Genomic DNA, 20,325 nt, shown 5'->3' on the forward strand with positions numbered 1-20,325 from the left:
ATGAAGTCCCAGGACATCGCCAGCCGCTGGCTGGATTTCTTCGCCCAGAAGGACCACTCCGTCGTTCCCTCGGCATCGTTGGTCTCCCCGGATCCGTCGTTGCTGTTCACCATCGCCGGCATGGTTCCCTTCATCCCGTACTTCCTGGGCCAGGAGACCCCGCCCTATCAGCGGGCCACCACCGTGCAGAAGTGCATCCGCACCGCGGACATCGAAGAGGTCGGCAAGACGGTCCGCCACGGCACCTTCTTCCAGATGTGCGGCAACTTCTCCTTCGGCGACTACTTCAAGGAAAAGGCCATCCCCTACGCCTGGGAGCTGTTGACCACATCTCAGGACCAGGGCGGCTTCGGCCTGGACCCCGAGCGGCTGTGGGTCACGGTGTACGAGGAGGACGACGAGGCCGAGCGCATCTGGCGCGAGGAGGTCGGCTTCCCGGCCGAGCGCATCCAGCGCCTGGGCAAGGAGGACAACTACTGGCACACCGGCCAGCCCGGCCCCGGCGGCCCGGACTCGGAGATCTTCTATGACCGGGGGCCGGAGTACGGCCGCGAGGGCGGCCCCTCCGCGGACGAGAACCGCTATATGGAGATCTGGAACCTGGTCTTCATGCAGTACCAGCTCTCCGAGGTCACCTCGCAGACCGAGTTCACGGTGGCGGGCGAGCTGGACCACAAGAACATCGACACCGGGCTCGGCCTCGAACGTCTCGCCATGATCCTGCAGGACGTGGAGAACATGTACGAGACGGATCAGGTCCGCCCCGTCCTGGACCGCGCCGCCGCGCTGGCCGGCAAGGAATACTCCTCCACCGAGGACCCCACGGACCCGCGCTACACGGACGACGTGCGCCTGCGGATGATCGCTGACCACGTCCGCTCCGCGTTGATGCTCATCACGGACGGCGTGGTGCCCGGCAACGAGGCCGGCGGCTACGTGTTGCGCCGCCTAATCCGCCGTGCCGTGCGGGCCATGCGTCTGATGGGTGTGACCGATCCGGTGCTGCCGGAACTGCTGCCGGTCTCCCGCGACGCCATGAAGGGCACCTACCCGGAGGTCGAGCGGGACTTCGACCGCATCTCCCGGATCGCCTACAACGAGGAGAAGGCCTTCCTGCGGACCATTGCCGCCGGCACGGCCCGGATGGACTCGGCCGTCACGGCCGCGAAGTCCGCCGCGCGCGCCGCCGGAGAAGGGAACGCCGCGGCTCCCGGCATCTCCGGCGCCGACGCGTTTGAGCTGCATGACACCTACGGGTTCCCCATCGACCTCACCCTCGAGATGGCCGAGGAGGCCGGGGTGGCCGTGGACGAGGCCGGCTTCCGGGAGCTCATGACCGAGCAGCGCAACCGTGCCCGCCAGGACGCCAAGTCCAAGAAGTCCGGTCACGTGGACTCCTCGGCCTATCGCCAGCTGCAGGCCGAGGGGGACACGGTCTTCACCGGCTACACCGAGCACACCACCGAGGCCCGCATCCGCGGCCTGCTGAGCGGTGGCCAGCGGGTGAGCTCGGCCACCGCCGGGCAGGAACTCGAACTGGTGCTGGACGCCACGCCCTTCTACGCCGAGTCCGGAGGCCAGGCCGCTGACACCGGTCTCATCACCGGTGACGGTTTCGTGCTCGAGGTCCTCGACGTCCAGTCCCCGGTCCGCGGCCTGAGTGTGCACCGGATCAAGGTCGCCGAGGGTGAGGTGCCGGCCGGCGCCACCGCCGTCGGCGCCATCGATCTCCAGCGGCGCCTCGACGCCCAGAAGGCCCACACCGGCACGCACCTGGTGCATGCTGCCCTCCACCAGATCCTCGGTCCGGAGGCCACGCAGTCCGGTTCCTTCAACAAGGAGGGGTACCTCCGGTTCGACTTCCGCTGGGGTGAGGCCATGAGCGAGATGGCCCGGTCCGAGGTCGAGGAGGTCTCCAACCTGGCCATCCGGGACAACCACCCCGTGCTCACCCGGGAGATGGGCCTGGACGAGGCGCGCGATCTCGGGGCGATGAGCCTGTTCGGCGAGAAGTACGGAGACCGCGTGCGCGTGGTCGAGGTCAACGGCGCCTGGTCGCGCGAGCTGTGCGGCGGCACCCACGTGGGCGCCACGGCGGAGATCGGCTCCCTGGCGCTGCTCGGGGAACAGTCCGTGGGTTCGGGCAACCGTCGCGTCGAGGCCCTCGTCGGCCTGGACGCCTTCCGCCACCTGGCCACCGAGCGCACGCTCGTCAATGAGCTCACCGGCCTGCTCAAGGTCCCGGCGGACCAGGTCAAGGACCGCATCACCGGCACCCTGGCCCGGCTCAAGGAGGTCGAGAAGGAGCTCGCCGTCCTGCGCTCGGCCCAGTTGCAGGCCGAGGCCGGCCGCCTCGTCGAGAACGCCGTGGCCGTGTCCGGTCCCGGCGCCACCATCACGGTCCTGGCGCACGACGCCGGCCCGGTGGGCTCGGGCGACGAGCTGCGGAGCCTGGTGCTGGACCTGCGATCCCGGTTGGAGAACCAGTCCGGCAACGCCGCGGGCACCCCCGTGGTGGTGGCCATGGCCGGCACCGCCAAGGGCCGTCCGCTCGTGGTGGTCGGCACCAACCAGGCCGCCCGCGAGTCCGGACTCAAGGCCGGTGCCCTCGTCAAGACCGCCTGCGGAGTGCTCGGCGGAGGCGGCGGTGGCAAGGACGACGTGGCCCAGGGCGGCGGCCAGGAGGCCGCCCGGATCGATGACGCCCTGGTGGCCGTGCGGACGACGATCGAGTCGACGGTCGGGGCCGCGGGCGCGTGAGCGGTGCATTGCAGCGCGGGGTCCGGCTCGGGGTCGACGTGGGCAAGTCCCGCGTCGGCCTCGCCGCCTCGGACCCGGACGGCATCCTGGCCACCCCGGTGAAGACACTCCGGCGGGACCTCAAGAAGGGGTTCGACCGGCGGCTGATCGTCCGTGAGGCCCTGGAGCGCCAGGCCGTGGTGGTCTACGTCGGGTCTCCGGTGAACATGCAGGGCCGATTCACGCAATCCACCGAGGACGCCCACCGCTATGCCGAGGACCTGGCAGCGGAGTTGCTCGAGGCCGGAAGCCCGGCCCGGGTGCACCTCGTGGACGAACGCCTCAGCACCGTCACGGCTCACCGGCAGCTGCATGAGGCCGGCCGGGGGAGCCGGACCCATCGCGAGGTCGTGGACCAGGTGGCGGCCGTGCAGATACTCGAGCACGCGTTGAATATGCAACAATCACTCCAGCGGGACGCCGGGCGCCCCGTGCTAGTTCCTGTGCCAAAAGGACCAGAGGGAGAGGACGGAACACGTGGCCGATCAGACTCCTGAGGGTTCCCGAGACCAGCAGTCCCCGCTGACCCGGCGCGAACTGCGCCGCCGCGAGGAGGCCCGCCGGTCCGACGCAGCCGGTGAACCCTCCCTGGACGAGGATCGCCGCGAATTCCCCGGTCAGCACGGTGAGGGCGACGAGGGTCATGACGGCGGTAGCGGTCAGGAGCAGGATCAGAACCACGGCACGGCGGATGACGACGCCGTCGTCGTGGGTACCGACAGTTCAGGGACCCCCGTCATCGTCCGCCCGGCCGGCCGCAAGGGATACCAGACCGTCACCGTCAACCGGGACCGCTCCCTGGACGCCGAGAAACAGGTGAAGAAGGAGGCGCGCCGGAAGCGCCGCCGCCGCCGCAACATCGCTCTGACCTCCGCCTTCGCCGTGTTCGTGCTGCTGGTGGCGGGCCTGTCCTTCGCGCTGAAGGCCATCCTGCCGGATCCCGCGGCCGAGGACTACCCGGGCCCCGGCGGCGCCGAGGTGGTGTTCTCCGTCAATGAGGGCGAGGGTGCCATCGCCATCGGGAACCGCCTCGTGGACGAGGACATCGTGGCCAGCGGCGCCGCCTTCATCGAGGCCGTCAACCAGTCGCGGTCGGAGAACTCCATCCAGCCGGGGGAATATCCGCTGAGGAAGCAGATGAAGGCCGCTGACGCGGCGGCCATCCTCCAACGCGACGGTCAGGGCCAGGTCCACTACGTCGCGGTGAACCGCGGCATGCGCTTGGGTGAGGCCATGAGCGCCGTCAGCGAGTCCACGGGTATCTCCGTCCAGGACCTGGAGGCTGCCGCGGCGGACCCCACTGACTTCGGGCTTCCCGCCGAGGCCCCCAGCCTGGAGGGCTACCTGGCTCCGGGGGAGTACCGCTTCCCCGTGGATGCCGAGCCGGCCGAGATCTTTGCCATGATGATCGAACCGACCATGGCCGAGCTCGAGGAGCAGGGGATCACGGACGAGTCCGAGCAGTTCCGCACCGTCACGATCGCCTCCATCCTGGAGGCCGAGGCGTTGACGGACGACTACCCGATGGTCGCCGGCATCATCGAGAACCGCCTGAATCCGTCCAATGAGGAGACCGGCGGTTACCTGCAGATCGATGCCACGGTGATCTACGGGCTCGGCCAGCGCCAGTTGCAGTTCTCGGAAGAGGACAAGCAGGATGCCTCCAACGAGTACAACACCTATGCCCACCGCGGACTGCCCCCCGGACCCATCGGTGCCCCCTCCACCCAGGCCCTGGATGCGGCGGCCCACCCGGAGGACAACGACTACTACTACTGGGTGACCACCAACATCGAGACCGGCGAGACGAAGTTCGCAGAGGACTACGCCCAGCACCGTGTCTACCAGCAGGAATACCGCGACTACTGCGCCGAGAATGCGGAGATCTGTGGTTAGGCCGTCCGCCGGCGTCCTCGGCCACCCCATCTCGCACTCGAAGTCACCGGCCCTGCACCGGGCCGCCTACCGTGCCCTGGGCGTGAACGTCGCCTATGACGCCCATGACGTGACACCGGAGGCGCTGCCGGCCTTCATGGCCGGCCTGGACCGGAGTACGGCGACGGGCTTCGATTGGCTCGGGTTCTCGGTCACCATGCCGCTGAAGTCCGCGATGATGCCGCTGGCGGACCGCTACTCGCCGCGGGCCGAGCGGCTCGGGTTCCTCAACACCGTCGTCTGGGACGGGGAGGGGGTCTCCACGGCCTACAACACGGACGTGGAGGGCATCGTCGAATCGCTCGTGTTCGCCGGCTACAGCCGCGAGGTGGCCGGCGGGCGGATGGGCATCCTCGGCGGTGGCGGGACCGCCGCGGCGGCCATCGCCGCCGCGGAGAAGCTGGGGCTGGCCGGCGTCGACCTGTTCGTCCGCACCCCGGCCAAGGCCGCCGAGCACGCCGAACTCGCGCGCGGCTTCGGCCTGATCCCGCACGTCCGGCTGCTCGAGGACTTCCCGACGGCGGCCCGTGGCTTCCGCGCCGTCGTCGCCACGCTGCCCCCGCGCGCTGCAGACCCCACGGCCGGGGCCCTGACCGGGGCCCTGGCCACGGCTCTGTCCGGAGCAGCCGCAGCGACCGCGGAAACGTCACCGTTGCCCCCTCTGCTGGACGCGGCGTACGACCCGTGGCCGTCCGCGCTGGCACGGTCCTGGCAAGACCAGGGTGGCCAGGTGGTCAGCGGCCTGGAGATGCTGCTGTACCAGGCCGTCGAACAGGTCCGCCTGTTCACGGCGCGGATCCGCCCGGTCGGGACGGAGCCCGACTGGCCCGCCGTCATCGCCGCGATGGCCGCCGCCATCGACCTTCCGGAGCGTTGAACCCGGTCACACGGTCGGGGGCCCCGTGCGGACCATGAGAGAATCGAATCCATGGTGCGCTGGTTGACAGCGGGCGAATCACATGGGCCCGCACTCGTTGGAATCATTGAAGGGATGCCCGCGGGCATCCCCCTGACCACCTCTATGGTGCAGGACGCCCTGGCGCGCCGGCGCCTGGGGTACGGCCGTGGTGCCCGGATGAAGTTCGAACAGGACCAGGTGACCCTCGTCGGCGGTGTCCGCCACGGTTCCACCCTGGGCTCCCCGGTCGCCATCGAGATCGCCAACACCGAATGGCCCAAGTGGGAGAAGGTCATGTCGGCCGACCCCGTGGCCGCGGACGAACTCGACGGCCTGGCCCGCAACGCCGCCCTCACCCGGCCACGCCCCGGCCACGCCGACCTGGCCGGCATGCAGAAATACGGCTTCGACGAGGCCCGTCCCCTGCTGGAGCGCGCCTCCGCCCGGGAGACCGCGGCGCGCGTGGCCCTGGGCACCGTGGCCTCATCCTTCCTGGCGGAGCTGGGCATCCGCACCGTCTCCCACACCACGGCGGTCGGCACGGTGTCCGTGCCGGAGGGCGCCGCACTGCCCCTGCCGGAGGACGTGACCGCGCTGGACGCCGATCCGCTGCGGTGCTTCGACAAGTCGACCTCGGACGCCATGGTCGCCGAGGTGGACGCCGCCCACAAGGAGGGCGAGACCCTCGGCGGAGTCGTGGAGGTCCTGGCCTACGGCGTGCCCGTGGGGCTGGGCAGCCACGTGCACTGGGACCGCCGCCTGGACTCGCTGCTCTCCGGCGCCCTCATGGGCATCCAGGCCATCAAGGGCGTCGAGGTCGGCGACGGCTTCACCACGGCCGCCCGCCGCGGCACCGCCGCTCACGACGAGATCGTCCGCGGCCCAGACGGATATCCGATCCGCACCTCCAACCGGGCCGGCGGCATCGAGGGCGGCATGAGTACCGGGGGAGTGGTCCGCGTGCGCGCGGGCATGAAGCCGATCGCCACCGTCCCCAAGGCCCTGCGTACCGTGGACACGGCCACCGGCCAGGACACGAAGGCCCACCACCAGCGCTCGGACGTGTGCGCCGTGCCGGCGGCCGGCGTCGTGGCCGAGGCCATGGTCTGCCTCGTCCTCGCCCAGGCCGTCCTGCAGAAGTTCGGGGGAGACTCCGTGGCGGAGACGAAGCGGAACCTGGACTCCTTCGTGGCCTCGCTCGAACCGCTGCCGGTCGCTGACGCGGACGCGGTGGCCGAGCTGGCCGCCTCGCCCATGGGTGACCCGCTGCAGTGAGCTCAGCAACCGGCGGCGGCCCTGGTTGGTCACCTGGCCGGCGGATCGTGCTCGTGGGGCCCATGGGGTCCGGCAAGTCGACCGTCGGACTCGTCCTGGGCCGCCGGCTCGGCCTGGAGCGCCTGGACGCCGATGACCTCTTCGTGGCCCAGCACGGCGCCATCTCGGAGTACTTCTCCCGCAACGGTGAACCGGCCTTCCGTCAGGCCGAGGAGGGCGTCATCGGAGAGGTACTCTCCCGCGCCGAACCCTGCGTCCTCTCACTGGGCGGGGGAGCGGTGCTCAGCGCCCAGACCCGCGACCGACTGCGGCACGGGTCCCATGTCGTCTACCTCACAGTGGAGGAGGACGCGGCCCTGGCCCGGCTCAACGGCGGCCTCGGCAGGCCGGTCCTCGCCGGGGATCCCGGCCGCACCTGGCGCCGCATCCTCGCCGAACGCCATGCCTTGTACCGTGAGGTATCGCAGTGGACGGTGGACACCACCGGCCGCTCCACCGAAGACCTTGCCACCCACATCATCCGCCTCGTCCGCCAGGCCGAGACCACCACGCCGACCACAGGAGCTGTCCACCCATGACTGAGCCGAACACCCCGTCCACCGAACCCGTCCCGGACGATGCCACCGTCATCCCCGTGGCCGGCGGATCGGGGGCCGCGGGCACCGGTGGTTACGACGTCGTGGTGGGCAGGGGTCTGCTGGGGCGCCTGCCGGACATGCTCGGGCCCTCGGTCCGGCGCGTCCTGGTCATCCACCCTCGGGCATTGCGGGCCACCGGTGACGTGGTCAAGGCCGATCTGGAGACGGCCGGCTTCCAGGCTCTCACCGCGGAGATCCCGGATGCCGAGGAGGGCAAGCACATCCAGGTGGCCGCGTTCTGCTGGCAGGTCCTGGGCCAGAACGACTTCACCCGCTCGGACGCCGTGGTGTCCGTGGGCGGCGGCTCGGTCTCCGACGTTGCCGGCTTCGTGGCGGCCACCTGGCTGCGCGGGGTCCGCGTGGTGCACTTCCCCACCACCCTCCTGGGCATGGTGGATGCCGCCGTGGGCGGCAAGACCGGTATCAACACCGCCGAGGGCAAGAACCTGGTGGGAGCGTTCCACCCGCCCGCCGGCGTGCTCGCTGACCTGGACACACTGTTGACCCTGCCGCCGAACGAGCTGGTGTCCGGACTCGCGGAGGTCGTCAAGTGCGGCTTCATCGCGGACCCGGAGATCCTCACGATCATCGAGTCCTCTCCGGAGCAGGCCCAGAACCCGCATTCGGACCAGCTGCGTGAACTCATCGAGCGCTCGATCGCCGTCAAGGCCCAGGTGGTCTCCCATGACCTGCGGGAGGCTGGCGCGCGCGAGATGCTGAACTACGGCCACACCCTGGCCCACGCCATCGAACTGGCCGAGCGCTACCAGTGGCGCCACGGGGCCGCGGTGTCCGTCGGCCTGGTGTTCGCGGCCGAGCTGGCGCGTTCCGTCGGTCGCCTTGACGATGCCACCGCCGATCGTCACCGCACGATCCTCGAGTCGCTCGGCCTGCCGACGTCGTACTCCTCCGGCCGCTGGGAGACGCTGCTGGACGGCATCCGCCGGGACAAGAAGAACCGCGGGGACCAGCTGCGGTTCGTGCTCCTGGACGGCCTGGGCAAGCCGACCACCTATGACGTCCCGGACGCCTCACTGCTGTTCGCGGCCTACCAGGAGATCGCGGAGTGAGCGCCGGGTGATCGCCGAGCGAACCCGGCGATGACCCGGGGTAAGGTCCCCATCACCTAGAATGGTCGACTGGACTTCCAGCGAGACCCGCCGACGCCATCGACTGGCCCCTTAAGACAGACGGAGATTGACAGTGGCAACCAGCAACGACATCAAGAACGGCACCGTGCTGAAAATGGACGGCCACCTGTGGAACGTCATCGAGTTCCAGCACGTGAAGCCCGGCAAGGGCGGGGCGTTCGTCCGCACCAAGATCCGGAACATCACCACCGGCAAGCTGGTGGACAAGACCTTCAACGCCGGCGCCAAGATCGAGACCGCCATTGTGGACCGCTCGGACTACGAGTACCTGTACCAGGATGGCGAGGACTACATCTTCATGGACACGGACACCTACGACCAGATCCCGGTGAACCCGGCTGTCGTGGGCACCGCCGCCAACTTCATGCTGGAGAACCAGAAGGTGACCATCGCCATGAACGAGGGCACCCCGCTGTACCTGGACATGCCGCCGTCGGTGGTCCTGGAGATCACCTACACCGAGCCGGGCCTGCAGGGTGACCGGTCCTCCGCCGGCACCAAGCCCGCGACCCTCGAGACCGGCTACGAGATCCAGGTCCCGCTGTTCGTGGACCAGGGCACCAAGGTCAAGGTGGACACCCGCTCGGGTGACTACCTGGGCCGCGTGAACGACTGACGGGACGACTGACCAACTGTGAGCGCACGAGGCAAAGCCCGGAGGCGCGCGCTGGAGGTCCTCTTCGAGGCCGAACAGCGCGGGACCACTCCGGATGAGGGCATCACCTCCCGCAGGGCATCCACGGCACAGGTGATCAACCCGTACACCGTGGAGATCATCCAGGGCGTGGTGGCCGAACAGGAGCGGATCGACGAGATCCTGTCCTCCTACGCCCAGGGCTGGACCCTGGACCGCATGCCGGCGGTGGACCGCGCCATCCTGCGGATCGGTGCCTGGGAACTGCTGTTCAACGACGAGGTGCCGGACCGCGTGGCCGTGGCCGAGGCGGTCACGATCGCCAAGGAACTGTCCACGGACGATTCCCCCGACTATGTCAACGGCCTGCTCGGCCGGATCCAGCAGCTGAAGCCGACGCTGCTGGACTGACCGGTCCTCCGGGCCTGATCGCGCCGAAGAGCTCCCGCCGCTGCCGGACCGTGTCCTGCAGCAGCCGGAGCTCTTCGGCGCTGTTGGCCTGGACATCGTGGCCCCGTTCGATCCGGTGCCGCAGCGCGGCCAGGCGTAGGACGGTCCGCTCGAAGGCACGGTGCTGACTCCGGGCACCATGTTGGCCGGCCCACCGGCGGCCCTGCCGCCGCCCCGGGGCCGTGCCGAAGAGGGCGATCTCCTCCGGCCACAGCCACCCCGCCACCCCATAGCGGTCCAGCATGCCCTGGGTCAGGCGTCGCTCGGCCCGCAGCAACAGCACGACGGCGGCGACCGCCGCGATGAACAGCGGGACCTGCAGCACCAGGTAGAACGTGAAGAAGTCGTCGAAGATCAAAGCCAGGCCGCCGTTCCACAGGAAGTGCCCGACCATGGCCGGGACCAGCCCCACCAGGAACCAGCCGGTCCAGCTGACCCGGCCGAGCCGGCCCCGGGTGACCCGCCGATGTGCGGCCACCCCCAGGAAGAACCCGATCCACACGGTGAACAGCACGTGGGCGAAGGGCGAGAACAGCCCCCGCAGCACGAAGGTGAACGCCAGCTCGGTGCCCCACCCGGCCTCGGTGTAGGCTGTGCCGAAGTACAGGATGTTCTCCGTGAAGGCGAAGCCGGCCGCCACCATGCCCGCGTAGACCACCCCGTCCACGGGACCGTCGAAGTGCCGGCGGGCCGCCAGGAAGATCACCACGAGGCCGGCGCCCTTCATGGTCTCCTCGATCACCGGGGCCTGCACCACCGCAGCGAAGGTGGCCGCGTCCAGCGAGGACAGCCCGCCGAAGGTCTCCATGAACACCTCGCCCAGCGCGAGGGTGCCGAACACGGACACCCCGGCACCCCAGAGGAACGCGAAGACCAGCCAGCCACGGGGCTCGGGATCCCACCGGTCGATCCACAGCAGGGCGGCCACCACGATGGTCAGGGGAACCAGCGCCAGCAACCCGACCACGAAGAGCGTCTCGGAGCCCAGGGAGTCGACCAGGAACAGGATCACCAGGGCACCGACGGCCGCGGCCGCCACGAGCAGGGTGACGCCCCAGGCCTGGGAGCGACGGCTCCGCCGCGCGGTGAGGTGCGCCGGGGGATACGCCACCGGCGACGGACCGGTGGTCCCAGGGAGGCCGGCCGAGGGCACCGGCCCGTCCGAGGGAGGTGGTGCGGGGAGGTTCACCGGCTGCGTCATGGAACCATCCTGACACCTGGCCGACCCGCCGCGGTGATACTGTTGACGCCGGACCAAACACACCCACCCAGGGTTGCGTTTCCTTTAAGTTCCGTCCTGTGAGGCGGGGAAGGAGGCATGTGTGCAGGCTGAGAGCCGCGCTGTGCGTACCGTCCGGAATGTCCTCTCCGCGGCGGATATCGACCGGGCACTGACCCGGATCGCCCACGAGATCCTCGAAGCGAACCGTGGCCCGGCCGGCCTGGTCATCCTGGGCATCCCTCGCCGCGGCGTCACCCTGGCCGAGCGACTGGCCCGCAAGCTCTCCCGGATCGAACCGGGCTTCGACGCCGGTACCTCGACCGGTGAACTGGACGTCACCCTCTACCGGGACGACCTGCGCCGCTCCACCTCCCGCACCCCCGCGCCGACCCGGCTGCCGGCCACCGGAATCGACGGTGCCACCGTGGTGCTCGTGGATGATGTGCTGTATTCCGGGCGGACCATCCGTGCCGCCCTGGACGCCCTCAACGACTTCGGCCGCCCGTCCGCCGTCCGCCTTGCCGTCCTCGTGGACCGGGGCCACCGCGAACTGCCGATCCGGGCGGACTTCGTGGGCAAGAACCTGCCCACCTCCACCGCCGAGCGCGTCCAGGTCCGCCTCGTGGAGATCGACGGGCCGGACGGCACCGCCGAGGTCACCGAGGACGCCGTCTCGATCACCGACCACGCGGAGACCGGCACCCGGGGTGAGGCCCGGTGAAGCACCTGCTGTCCACCCAGGACCTGTCCCACGCCGACGCCCTGCGCATCCTGGACACCGCCGAGGAGATGGCCACGGTCTCCGGCCGCGAGGTCAAGAAGCTTCCCGCCCTGCGCGGCCGCACCGTCGTCAACCTGTTCCTGGAGGACTCCACCAGGACCCGGATCTCCTTCGAGGCCGCGGCCAAGCGGCTGAGCGCGGATGTCATCAACTTCTCCGGGAAGGGCACCTCCGTCTCCAAGGGCGAGTCCCTGAAGGACACGGTCCAGACCCTCGAGGCCATCGGCGCCGACGCGATCGTGATGCGCCACTGGGGTTCCGGAGCGGCTGCCCAGCTCGCCGACTCCGGCTGGATCCGGTCCGCCGTGGTCAACGCCGGGGACGGCACCCACGAACACCCCACGCAGGCGTTGCTGGACGCCTTCACGCTGCGCCGCCGCCTGGCGTTGCGGAAGGGGACCGCGCCGCACGGCACGGATCTGGCCGGCATGAAGGTCGTCATCGTCGGGGACATCCTGCACTCCCGGGTGGCCCGATCCAACCTGTGGCTGCTGACCACGCTCGGGGCCGAGGTCACCCTGGCCGCCCCGCCGACCCTGGTCCCGGTGGGGGTGGGGGACTGGCCCTGCACTGTGACGTACTCGCTCGACGAGGCCCTGGCGGGTGCGCCGGACGCGGTGATGATGCTGCGCGTCCAGTCCGAGCGGATGCATGACGCGTTCTTCCCCTCCGCCGCCGAGTACACCCGGTCCTGGGGACTGACGGACGAGCGGCTCGGCATGCTGGAGGCCAACGGCGTGGAGGACGCGGTCATCATGCATCCCGGCCCCATGAACCGCGGCCTGGAGATCTCCGCGGCGGCCGCGGACTCCGCGCGCAACACGGCCCTGGAGCAGGTCGCCAACGGCGTCTCTGTCCGGATGGCCGTGCTGTATCTGCTGCTGTCGGCCTCCGAGAGTCCCGATCCGTCCACCCCGACCGCACTGTCCGACCGGAAGGCCACCGCATGAGCGCCACGTTTGACCACCGCAACCGGTACCTGATCTCCGGCGGCACCCTGCCGGACGGCACCACCGCGGATGTCCTCGTCGAGGACGGCCTGCTGGCCGCCGTCGGGCCGGACGCCCGGACGCGCGCCGCGGCCACGCTTGAGGCAGGAGCAGGGGCGCTGGCGGCCGAGGTGATCGACGCGACCGGCCGCATCCTCCTGCCCGGGCTGGTGGACCTGCACACCCATCTGCGCCAGCCCGGCCGCGAGGACGCGGAGACCGTGGAGACGGGGACCCGCGCCGCCGCCCTCGGCGGTTTCACCTCGGTGCACGCCATGGCCAACTCCACGCCGGTCGCGGACTCGGCCGGCGTCGTCGAGCAGGTCTGGCAGCTGGGCCGGGAGGCCGGCTGGTGCGACGTCCACCCCGTGGGTGCCGTCACGGTGGGCCTGGGCGGGGAACGCCTGGCGGAACTCGGTGCCATGGCGCAGTCGCGGGCTGAGGTGCGGGTGTTCTCCGATGACGGCATGTGCGTCTGGGACGCTGTGCTGATGCGCCGGGCGCTGGAGTACGTCAAGGCCTTCGACGGCGTGATCGCCCAGCACGCCCAGGAGCCGAAGCTGACCGACGGCGCCCAGATGAACGAGGGCGCCCTGTCCTCGGTCCTGGGCCTGGCCGGCTGGCCCGCCGTGGCGGAGGAGGCCATCATCGCCAGGGACGTGCTGCTGGCCCAGCACGTGGGCTCCCGGCTGCACGTCTGTCACGTCTCCACCGCCGGTTCCGTGGAGATCATCCGCTGGGCCAAGGAGCGCGGGATCGAGGTCACCGCCGAGGCGACCCCGCACCACCTGCTGCTGACCGAGGAACTCGTCCGCACCTACAACCCGGTCTACAAGGTCAACCCGCCGCTGCGCCGGGAGCAGGACGTGATGGCGTTGCGCGAGGGCCTGGCGGACGGCACGATCGACACGATCGGCACCGACCACGCGCCGCACACCGCGGAGACCAAGGAATGCGAGTGGACGGTCGCGGCCATGGGCATGACCGGCCTCGAGACCGCCTTGCCGGTGGTCCAGCAGGCGCTCGTGGACACCGGATTGATGGACTGGGCCGGCATCTCCCGGATCCTCAGCTCGACGCCGGCCCGCATCGCCCGCCTGGCGGACCAGGGCCGCATCTCCCCGGAGGGGGTCTTCGAGATCGGTGCCCCCGCCAACCTCGCCGTCTACGACCCCTCGGTCTCCCGGACGGTGGACCCGGAGTCGCACGCCACCAAGTCGCGCAACAGCCCCTTCCGGGGGATGGAGCTGCCCGGCCAGGTCACCGACGTCTTCAACCACGGTCACCCGGTGGTCCGGGACCGTGCCCTGGCCACACCCCGGACGCAGTACCAGCAGAACCAGCACCAGCAGCAGACAGGAAGCGCCCAGCAGTGAACGATGATTTCAGCGCCGAGTACACCCTCATCGGGTTCCTGACCGGCCTCGGACTGGTCGTGGTCGTGGTCCTCATGTGGTGGGGATGGCGCAACCGCAAGCGACGCCAGCAGGACATCGCGGCCCCGGTGCCCGTGCCGGCCGAGGTCCTGGAGTCCGAGCCGCTCGCCGGCGCCGAGGGCATGTACGTCACCACGGTCCGCGGGCGGGACTACCTGGACCGGATCGCCGTCCATGACCTCGGGCTGCGCACCAACGCCCGGCTGGAGGTGCACCCCTCCGGCGTGGCCTTGCTGCGGGAGGGCGGGACCAATCTGTTCATCCCGCAGGCCGATCTACGCCAGGTCCGCCTCGACTCCGGCATGAGCGGGAAGTTCGTGGAGAAGGGCGGCCTGCTGGTGGTCTCGTGGACCCTGGGCGCCCACGAGGTCTCCACCGGATTCCGGACCCGCGCGGCCGATGACCGTGATCCGTTGCTGACCGCCATCCAGACCCTGATCGAGGGCCAGCCCCCGGCCACCCCGACGACCACCTCCGCGACCGCGCCGGACGCCTAGACGACCGATGCGGTACCCGCCGCACACCAGACCGCACTGACGACCCCACACACCCGCAGATACCCCCATAGATACCCCGCAGATGGAGAACAACTCGTGAGCCTCTTGAACCGCGAGCCGGCCGTACTGGTCCTGGCCGATGGAACGGTCCATCACGGCCAGGCCTATGGCCAGACCGGCACCACCCTGGGCGAAGCCGTCTTCACCACCGGCATGACCGGTTACCAGGAGACGCTGACCGATCCGTCCTACGCCCGCCAGATCATCGTGCAGACGTTCCCGCACATCGGCAACACCGGCGTCAACACCGAGGACGCCGAGTCCCGGGCCGTCTTCGCCGCCGGCTACGTGGTCCGCGAGGCGGCCCGCGTGCCGTCGAACTGGCGCTCCCAGCGGAGCCTGGACGATGAGCTGGAAGCCCAGGGCGTCGTCGGGATCCAGGGCGTGGACACCCGTGCGGTGACCCGGCACCTGCGCTCCGCCGGCGCCATGAAGGCCGGGATCTTCTCCGGCGCCGCCGCCCGGCGTCCGGTCGCCGACCTCATCGCCGAGGTGGAGGCCCAGCCGTCCATGGCCGGTGCCCGCCTGGCGGACGGGGTGACCACGGAGTCGGCCTACGTCGTGGAGCCGGCCGAGCACGGCTGGCAGGGCGAGCCGCTGCACACCGTGGTGGCCCTCGACCTCGGCCTGAAGGCCGCCACGCCACGGCATCTGGCGTCCCGTGGGGTCCGGCTCCACGTGCTGCCCGCCACGTCCTCCTTCGAGGACATCACCGCCCTGGACCCGGACGGCGTGTTCCTCTCCAACGGCCCCGGGGACCCCGCCACTGCCGATGACCAGGTGGCACTGCTGCGGCAGGTCCTCGACGCCGGGCTGCCGTTCTTCGGCATCTGCTTCGGCAACCAGGTCTTCGGCCGTGCCCTGGGCTTCGGCACCTACAAGCTGCCCTTCGGACACCGTGGCCCGAACCAGCCCGTCATGGACAAGACCACCGGGCGCGTGGAGATCACCTCGCAGAACCACGGCTTCGCCGTGGACGCCCCCCTGGGTGAGCCCGTGATGGCACCCGAGGCCGCCTACGGCCGGGTCGAGGTCTCGCACTGGTCCCTGAACGACCAGGTGGTCGAGGGGCTGCGCCTGCTGGACCGCCCCGCCTTCTCCGTTCAGTTCCACCCCGAATCGGCCGCCGGCCCGCACGATTCGGTTCCCTTATTCGACCGGTTCATCGCGATGATGACCGAGCAGTCCTCTACCTCCGAAGGAGCCTGAGCCCCGATGCCCAAGCGCACCGATCTGAAGTCCGTCCTGGTCATCGGCTCCGGCCCGATCGTCATCGGTCAGGCCGCCGAGTTCGACTACTCCGGCACCCAGGCGATCCGGGTCCTCAAGGACGAGGGCCTGCGCGTGGTGCTGGTCAACTCGAACCCGGCCACCATCATGACCGACCCCGAGCTGGCCGACGCCACCTACGTGGAGCCGATCACCCCCGAGGTCGTCGAGAAGATCATCGCCGTCGAACGCCCGGATGCCGTGTTGCCGACCCTCGGCGGCCAGACCGCCCTGAACACCGCGATCGCCCTGGACAAGAACGGGGTGCTCGAGAAGTACGGCGTCGAGCTGATCGGCGCCAACATCGAGGCGATCGAGCTCGGCGAGAACCGTGAGCTGTTCAAGGGCGTCGTCGAGCGCTGCGGCGCCGAGTCCGCGAAATCTGAGATCGTCCACACCATGGACGAGGCCCTGGCCGCGGCGGAGAAGCTGGGCTACCCCATGGTGGTGCGCCCTTCCTTCACGATGGGCGGCCTGGGCTCCGGCCTGGCGTACAACGAGGAGGACCTGCGGCGCATCGCCGGCGCCGGCATCCAGTACAGCCCCACCTCCGAGGTCCTGCTCGAGGAGTCCATCCTCGGCTGGAAGGAGTATGAGCTGGAGATGATGCGGGACCGTAACGACAACGTCGTGGTGGTCTGCTCCATCGAGAACTTCGACCCGGTCGGCGTCCACACCGGCGACTCCATCACCGTGGCGCCCGCCATGACCCTGACCGACCGCGAGTACCAGACGATGCGGGACATCTCGATCGCCGTGATCCGCGAGGTGGGTGTGGACACCGGCGGCTGCAACATCCAGTTCGCCGTGGACCCGGCCACAGGGCGCATCATCGTGATCGAGATGAACCCCCGGGTCTCCCGGTCCTCCGCCCTGGCCTCCAAGGCGACCGGGTTCGCGATCGCCAAGATCGCCACCAAGCTCTCCCTCGGCTACACGCTGGACGAGATCCCGAACGACATCACGCAGAAGACCCCGGCCTCCTTCGAGCCGGTGCTGGACTACGTCGTCGTCAAGGTACCGCGCTTCGCCTTCGAGAAGTTCCCGGCGGCCGACCCCACCCTGACCACCACCATGAAGTCCGTGGGCGAGGCCATGGCGATCGGCCGCAACTTCTCCGAGGCCCTGCAGAAGGCCCTGCGGTCCCTGGAGCAGAAGGGCGCCGAACTCTCCTTCGACATCCCGGACGGAGACGAGGTCGCCGCCCTGATCGAGCGGTCCACGATCCCGACGACGGATCGCCTCGCCCAGGTCCAGCGCGCGCTGCTGGGTGGCGCGAGCCTCGAGCAGCTCTTCGAGGCCACCAAGATCGACCCCTGGTTCCTGGACCAGCTGGTGCTGATCAACGAGGTCGCCACGGACGTGGCCGCGGCCCCCGAGCTGGACGCCACCGTCCTGCAGCACGCCAAGCGACATGGTTTCTCGGACACCCAGATCGGTCAGCTGCGTCATCTGGACCCGGCCGTGGTGCGCGGCGTCCGGCACGCCCTGGGCATCCGACCCGTGTACAAGACGGTAGACACCTGTGCCGCCGAGTTCGAGGCCTACACCCCGTACCGGTACTCCAGCTATGACCTGGAGGACGAGATCACGGACCACGCCAAGCCCTCCGTGATCATCCTCGGCTCCGGTCCGAACCGGATCGGCCAGGGCATCGAGTTCGACTACTCCTGCGTGCACGCCACCATGGCCCTGCGCGAGGCCGGTCACGAGACCGTGATGGTCAACTGCAACCCCGAGACCGTCTCCACGGACTACGACATCTCCGACCGCCTGTACTTCGAGCCGCTCACCCTGGAGGACGTGCTCGAGATCATCGCGGCCGAGGAGCGCAGCGGCGGCGTGCTGGGCGTCTTCGTCCAGCTCGGCGGCCAGACCCCGCTGAAGCTGGCCCAGGAACTGGCGGACGCCGGCGTGCCGATCCTCGGCACGTCACCGTCAGCGATCGACTTGGCCGAGCATCGTGGCGAGTTCGCCCGCGTCCTCGACGAGGCGGGCCTGGTGTCCCCGAAGAACGGCACCGCCGTCTCCTTCGCCGATGCCAAGCGCGTGGCCGATGAGATCGGCTACCCCGTCCTGGTCCGTCCGTCCTACGTGCTCGGCGGCCGCGGCATGGAGATCGTGTATGACGAGGAATCCCTGCTGCGGTACATCACCAACGCCACGGAGATCACGGCGGACCACCCCGTCCTGGTGGACCGCTTCCTCGAGGATGCGACCGAGATCGACGTGGACGCCCTCTTCGACGGCACCGACCTGTACATCGGCGGCATCATGGAGCACATCGAGGAGGCCGGCATCCACTCGGGTGACTCCGCCTGCGTGCTCCCCCCGATCAACCTCGGCCCGGACGTCCTGGCCCGGGTGCGTGAGGCCACCTTCCGGCTCGCCGCCGGCGTGGGCGTGCGCGGACTGATCAACATCCAGTTCGCCCTGGCCTCGGACATCCTCTATGTCATCGAGGCCAACCCGCGCGCCTCGCGCACCGTGCCATTCGTCTCCAAGGCCACCGGTGTCCAGCTGGCCAAGGCCGCCGCGCTGATCGGGACGGGCCGGTCCATCGCCGAGCTCAAGGCCGACGGCAGGCTGCCCTCCGGTCATGACGGCTCGTCCCTGCCCCTGGACGCCCCCGTGGCAGTCAAGGAGGCCGTGCTCCCGTTCGCCCGTTTCCGCACCAGCGAGGGACGCGTCGTCGATTCCCTGCTGGGGCCCGAGATGCGCTCCACCGGTGAGGTCATGGGGATCGACAAGTACTTCGACACCGCGTTCGCCAAGAGCCAGGCGGGCGCGAACAACCCGCTGCCGACCTCCGGACGGGTGTTCGTGTCCGTGGCGAACCGGGACAAGCGCGGTCTCGTGATGCCCGTCAAGCGGCTGGTGGACCTCGGCTTCACCATCGTCTCGACCGGCGGCACCGCGGAGGTCCTGCGCCGCAACGGCATCCATGCGGACGTGGTGGACAAGATCGCCGACGCCGACGCCGGCACGGACCCGGCGACCAGCGGTGCCGGCACCATCCTGGAGCAGATCGAGGCCGGTGAGATCGCCCTGGTCGTCAACACGCCCTCCGGCGGTGACGCCCGCGGTGACGGCTACGAGATCCGCGCTGCGGCCATCTCGATGGGGATCCCCACCATCACCACGCTCGCCCTGTTCGGTGCCGCCATCCAGGCCATCGAAGCCCTGCGCGAGTACACCTGGGACGTGACCTCCCTGCAGGAGCACGACGCGCGGTTGGCCGCGGCCGTGGCACGCGCCGGTTCCGGGGCATGACGGCACCGGAGGCCGGCGCCGGCGATGCCGGCCGGGCACCGTGGGGTGTCCGGCTGGCCGCCGCGATGGACGCTGCCGGGCCGCTGTGCCTGGGCATCGACCCACATCCGCAGCTCCTGCACGACTGGGACCTGCCGGACACGCCCGTGGGCCTGGAGCGGTTCTCGATGACGGCCCTGGAATCTGCGGTGGGCGAGGGCGGGTCCTCCGCCGTCGCCGCCATCAAGCCACAGGTCGCGCTGTACGAGCGGCATGGCTCGGCTGGCTTCGCCGTCCTGGAGCGGCTGCTGCGGGAGGCCCGCGACGAAGAGGTGCTCACCATTGCCGACGCCAAACGCGGGGACATCGGGTCCACGATGGCCGGCTACGCCCAGGCATGGCTCTCGGACGACTCGCCGCTGGCCGCCGACGCCGTCACCCTCAGTCCCTATCTCGGCTATGGCTCGTTGGCTCCCGCCCTCGCGCTGGCGGAGGCCACCGGGCGGGGTGTCTTCGTCCTGGCCCTGACCTCCAATCCCGAGGGCGCCTCGGTCCAGCACGCCGGCGGGGAGCAGGGCTCTGTGGCACGGTCCGTCTCCGCCTCTGCGGCCCGGGACAATGCTCGGGCGCTGGCCTCCGGTCAGGAGGACAGTCTGGACAACACCAGCGGAACCATGTTCACCACCGGTGCGACCGGCACGAACAGTGCGCCCGGGGGCTCCAGTGCAGGGACCGATGGCGGGCCATCGATCCGCCCGGCTCTCGGCCCGGTCGGCCTGGTGGTCGGCGCCACCGTGGCCGGTCAGGCCGAGCGGCTGGGCCTGGACCTGGCCGGCGTCCGCGGTGCGCTGTTGGCACCGGGCTTCGGGGCCCAGGGGGCCTCGGGCGCCGGCATGCGGGCCGGCTTCGGCTCGGCCTGGCCCGCCGTGATGGCCACCTCCAGCCGGGCCATCCTGCGCCGGGGACCGTCCGTCAGTGGACTGCGCGTGGGAATCCGGGAGGCGCTGGAGGAGCTGGGGCGGTAGAGGTGCGGCTCCGA

17 protein-coding genes are annotated in these 20,325 nt (G+C 70.1%); 16 read left to right on the plus strand and 1 reads right to left on the minus strand.

The genetic code is table 11. The features are described 5' to 3' along the window. From alaS to nusB, 9 genes are all read left to right on the plus strand, one after another. The gene (gene alaS, locus RUH65_RS02840; RefSeq protein ID WP_313815685.1) at positions 1–2,760 is read left to right on the plus strand and encodes an alanine--tRNA ligase; all 2,760 of its coding nucleotides are present in this window, start codon (positions 1–3) and stop codon (positions 2,758–2,760) included. Beyond that, the gene (gene ruvX, locus RUH65_RS02845) at positions 2,757–3,296 is read left to right on the plus strand and encodes a Holliday junction resolvase RuvX (protein WP_313815686.1); all 540 of its coding nucleotides are present in this window, start codon (positions 2,757–2,759) and stop codon (positions 3,294–3,296) included. The genes alaS and ruvX overlap by 4 nt, the downstream gene beginning before the upstream one ends. Then, complete coding sequence (gene mltG / locus RUH65_RS02850; RefSeq protein ID WP_313815687.1) at positions 3,277–4,695, plus strand: endolytic transglycosylase MltG; 1,419 nt, start codon at positions 3,277–3,279, stop codon at positions 4,693–4,695. Before ruvX ends, mltG begins: the two co-directional genes overlap by 20 nt. Continuing rightward, positions 4,688–5,611 carry a shikimate dehydrogenase gene (locus tag RUH65_RS02855; protein WP_313815688.1) on the plus strand — a complete coding sequence of 308 codons (924 nt, stop codon included), beginning with the start codon at positions 4,688–4,690 and terminating at the stop codon, positions 5,609–5,611. The genes mltG and RUH65_RS02855 overlap by 8 nt, the downstream gene beginning before the upstream one ends. Before the next feature lie 51 nt (positions 5,612–5,662). Further along, entirely contained in the window at positions 5,663–6,907 is a 1,245-nt protein-coding gene (aroC, locus tag RUH65_RS02860) for a chorismate synthase (RefSeq protein WP_313815689.1), read from the plus strand. Next, a complete protein-coding gene (locus RUH65_RS02865) occupies positions 6,904–7,485 on the plus strand; it encodes a shikimate kinase (RefSeq protein WP_313815690.1) in 582 nt (193 codons plus the stop codon). The genes aroC and RUH65_RS02865 overlap by 4 nt, the downstream gene beginning before the upstream one ends. Beyond that, positions 7,482–8,615, plus strand: coding sequence for a 3-dehydroquinate synthase (gene aroB / locus RUH65_RS02870; RefSeq protein WP_313815691.1), 1,134 nt, complete (start codon positions 7,482–7,484; stop codon positions 8,613–8,615). Before RUH65_RS02865 ends, aroB begins: the two co-directional genes overlap by 4 nt. Positions 8,616–8,748: 133 nt before the next feature. Beyond that, the gene (gene efp, locus RUH65_RS02875) at positions 8,749–9,312 is read left to right on the plus strand and encodes an elongation factor P (protein ID WP_313815692.1); all 564 of its coding nucleotides are present in this window, start codon (positions 8,749–8,751) and stop codon (positions 9,310–9,312) included. 18 nt (positions 9,313–9,330) lie between these two features. Next, complete coding sequence (nusB, locus tag RUH65_RS02880; protein ID WP_159551174.1) at positions 9,331–9,741, plus strand: transcription antitermination factor NusB; 411 nt, start codon at positions 9,331–9,333, stop codon at positions 9,739–9,741. Here nusB and RUH65_RS02885 read toward each other — a convergent pair. Beyond that, positions 9,689–10,981 (minus strand): PrsW family intramembrane metalloprotease, encoded by a 1,293-nt coding sequence (locus RUH65_RS02885; RefSeq protein ID WP_313815693.1) that lies wholly within the window; start codon positions 10,979–10,981, stop codon positions 9,689–9,691. The genes nusB and RUH65_RS02885 overlap by 53 nt on opposite strands. A 121-nt stretch (positions 10,982–11,102) precedes the next feature. Here RUH65_RS02885 and pyrR point away from each other — a divergent pair, with 121 nt between their 5' ends. From pyrR to pyrF, 7 genes are all read left to right on the plus strand, one after another. Next, on the plus strand, positions 11,103–11,723 hold the full coding sequence (gene pyrR / locus RUH65_RS02890; RefSeq protein ID WP_313815694.1) for a bifunctional pyr operon transcriptional regulator/uracil phosphoribosyltransferase PyrR: 621 nt from the start codon (positions 11,103–11,105) through the stop codon (positions 11,721–11,723). Next, complete coding sequence (locus RUH65_RS02895; protein WP_313815695.1) at positions 11,720–12,733, plus strand: aspartate carbamoyltransferase catalytic subunit; 1,014 nt, start codon at positions 11,720–11,722, stop codon at positions 12,731–12,733. The genes pyrR and RUH65_RS02895 overlap by 4 nt, the downstream gene beginning before the upstream one ends. Continuing rightward, complete coding sequence (locus RUH65_RS02900) at positions 12,730–14,148, plus strand: dihydroorotase (RefSeq protein WP_313815696.1); 1,419 nt, start codon at positions 12,730–12,732, stop codon at positions 14,146–14,148. The genes RUH65_RS02895 and RUH65_RS02900 overlap by 4 nt, the downstream gene beginning before the upstream one ends. Further along, a complete protein-coding gene (locus RUH65_RS02905; RefSeq protein WP_313815697.1) occupies positions 14,145–14,705 on the plus strand; it encodes a hypothetical protein in 561 nt (186 codons plus the stop codon). The genes RUH65_RS02900 and RUH65_RS02905 overlap by 4 nt, the downstream gene beginning before the upstream one ends. 96 nt (positions 14,706–14,801) lie before the next feature. After that, positions 14,802–15,974, plus strand: a complete 1,173-nt coding sequence (gene carA, locus RUH65_RS02910; protein ID WP_313815698.1) for a glutamine-hydrolyzing carbamoyl-phosphate synthase small subunit — start codon at positions 14,802–14,804, stop codon at positions 15,972–15,974. 6 nt (positions 15,975–15,980) lie between these two features. Then, positions 15,981–19,307 carry a carbamoyl-phosphate synthase large subunit gene (gene carB, locus RUH65_RS02915; RefSeq protein ID WP_313815699.1) on the plus strand — a complete coding sequence of 1,109 codons (3,327 nt, stop codon included), beginning with the start codon at positions 15,981–15,983 and terminating at the stop codon, positions 19,305–19,307. Next, on the plus strand, positions 19,304–20,311 hold the full coding sequence (gene pyrF / locus RUH65_RS02920; protein ID WP_313815700.1) for an orotidine-5'-phosphate decarboxylase: 1,008 nt from the start codon (positions 19,304–19,306) through the stop codon (positions 20,309–20,311). Before carB ends, pyrF begins: the two co-directional genes overlap by 4 nt. Positions 20,312–20,325 lie beyond the last annotated feature (14 nt).

It is taken from the genome of Citricoccus sp. (assembly GCF_032154715.1).
Classification (GTDB): Bacteria; Actinomycetota; Actinomycetes; order Actinomycetales; family Micrococcaceae; genus Citricoccus.

Bases quoted from the DNA above. Each gene is read 5' to 3' on its own strand.
- alaS (WP_313815685.1), top strand. From the start codon at position 1: ATGAAGTCCCAGGACATCGCCAGCCGCTGGCTGGATTTCTTCGCCCAG.
- aroC (WP_313815689.1), top strand. From the start codon at position 5,663: ATGGTGCGCTGGTTGACAGCGGGCGAATCACATGGGCCCGCACTCGTT.
- aroB (WP_313815691.1), top strand. From the start codon at position 7,482: ATGACTGAGCCGAACACCCCGTCCACCGAACCCGTCCCGGACGATGCC.
- RUH65_RS02885 (WP_313815693.1), bottom strand. From the start codon at position 10,981: ATGACGCAGCCGGTGAACCTCCCCGCACCACCTCCCTCGGACGGGCCG.
- RUH65_RS02900 (WP_313815696.1), top strand. From the start codon at position 12,730: ATGAGCGCCACGTTTGACCACCGCAACCGGTACCTGATCTCCGGCGGC.
- carB (WP_313815699.1), top strand. From the start codon at position 15,981: ATGCCCAAGCGCACCGATCTGAAGTCCGTCCTGGTCATCGGCTCCGGC.
- pyrF (WP_313815700.1), top strand. From the start codon at position 19,304: ATGACGGCACCGGAGGCCGGCGCCGGCGATGCCGGCCGGGCACCGTGG.